This is a genomic window from Corallococcus sp. AS-1-6 (genome assembly GCF_020037015.1).
In the GTDB taxonomy this organism is placed as follows: domain Bacteria; phylum Myxococcota; class Myxococcia; order Myxococcales; family Myxococcaceae; genus Corallococcus.
In genome coordinates this window covers 324,433-326,390 of record NZ_JAIQDE010000003.1, presented here as the reverse complement: position 1 = coordinate 326,390, position 1,958 = coordinate 324,433, and the positions used below count along the sequence as shown (strand labels likewise).

Annotated in this window: 1 protein-coding gene; it reads left to right on the top strand. The window is 67.9% G+C overall.

Annotation, left to right across the window (positions count from 1 at the left end; all coding sequences use genetic code 11):
• Nucleotides 1–320: 320 nt before the first annotated feature.
• The gene (locus K8612_RS06820; protein ID WP_223761661.1) at nt 321–1,922 is read left to right on the top strand and encodes an MBL fold metallo-hydrolase; all 1,602 of its coding nucleotides are present in this window, start codon (nt 321–323) and stop codon (nt 1,920–1,922) included.
• Nucleotides 1,923–1,958: the final 36 nt, after the last annotated feature.

Sequence of the window (1,958 nt, the reverse complement as noted above, 5' to 3'; positions counted from 1 at the left end):
GGAAGAACCCATCAGGAAAGCCGGAGAACACCGCAAGGGCTTCAGTGGGCCGACTGCCTGTAGGGCTCACGCACACAACGTGCGTGGCACAGGCGCCCTTGCAATGGATCCGGGGGAGCAGAACTGGATACGAGAATACCACTAGGAATGGGTTCTACTGAACTTGAACAATTTGCTCGAATCGCTCAGATTCGCTTGTCAGCTCTGCATCCTGGTCTTCAGCATCCGCCCCGACCTGCCTTGACTCCGCGAGTTCCACCCTCGGAACCGCTTGGAGCTTTGTCAGGGTGTGGGCGTCTCTCCGATTGCACGCACCCATCATGACCGCTCCCCTGTATCGCCTCGCGGACGCCACTCTCGTTGAACCGCTCGTCCAGGATTTCCAGGCCTGGTGGATGACGGTGGCGCCCATGCCCGCGAGCCTGCATCTGCAGGCCTACCTGCTGCCGCTCCTGAAGGCCTACCTGCAGACGCCGGACTTCCACGCGAAGGCGGCGAAGGACCCGGCGCTGAGCGGCAGCTCCTTCGTGGGCATCGCGCCGGAGCGCGCGGACGAGGTGCGGGCGCTCATGCAGCGGATGACCGCCGCGCAGGAGGACAACATCAAGCTGGCGGAGGCGTTCGACGAGTTCCAGACGCAGTTGTTGGCGGAGGCCAAGGGCCAGTCCCTGGAGCCGCTGTACGCGCGGCTGCCGGAGCCGCTCAAGGGCGTGGTGGAGCTGGTGTACGACTACGTGAACCGCCCGTCGATGCGCGTGCACGAGGGCCTGCTGTACCGGGGGCGCCACTACAAGTCGGACCTCCAGTCGATGCGGATCCGCCGGCTGAAGGCGGACGCGGAGCGCGACTCGCTGCTCACCACGCCGCGCCTGATGGAGGCAGGGCACCTGGACTGGAAGGTGCCCTTCCACGACGAGCGCCTGGACAAGCTGTTCAGCCTGGACCTGGAGCCCAAGCCGCTGGAGTGGATCCGCGACCTGCTGGGCGACGCGGTGAAGTCCGACGCGGACCTGATGCCCCTGCTCACGGAGGCGCCGCAGACCCTTCCGGAGACGTGGAGCGGGCCGGGGCCGCGCATCCGCTACGTGGGCCACGCGTGCGTGCTGGTGGAGTGGAAGGGCACGTCCATCCTCATCGACGCGGTGGTGCCGGTGCGGCCGGAGAAGGTGGGCCCGCTGGAGCGCATGTCCTTCGCGGACCTGCCCCGCCGCATCGACTACGTGATCGTCACCCACAGCCACCCGGATCACCTGGACATCGAGACGCTGCTGCGCCTGCGCCACCGCATCGGGACGCTGATGGTGCCGCGCGCCAGCGGCGCCCTGGCCGGTGACTACTCGCCGCGGCTGTTGGGCAAGGCGCTCGGCTTCAAGAACGTGCTGGAGCCCTACTTCTACGAGTCGCTGCCCATCGCGGACGGGGAGATCATCGCCGCGCCGTTCATGGGCGAGCACGGCGACGTGGCCCACGCCAAGACGGCGTGGATCATCCGCACCGGCGACGAGCGCCTGTTCTTCGCCGCCGACTCCATGTGCGTGGACGAGACGACGTACCGCGACCTGCGAAGCACGGTGGGCGAGCTGCACACGGTCTTCATGAACACGGAGATCGAAGGCGCCCCGCACACGTGGATGATGGAGGGCTTCTTCCCCAAGAAGCGCGACCGCAAGCTGGAGAAGAACCGCCGCTGCCGCGGCAGCAACTCCACCGAGGGCCTGCGCCTGCTGGAGCTCGTGGGCGCGAAGCGGCTCTTCAACTACGCCATGGGCCTGGAGCCCTGGATGGAGCACATCATCGGGCCGGCCGCCACGCCGGAGACGCCCCGCATGAAGGAGTCCGATCTGCTGCTCACCACCGCCCGCGAGCGCGGCCTCCAGGCCGAGCGGCTCCAGGGCGCGCAGCAGGTCCACCTCAAGGGCTGAAAAGCGCACGCGGGCGCGGGGCGGCCTGGCCCGCCC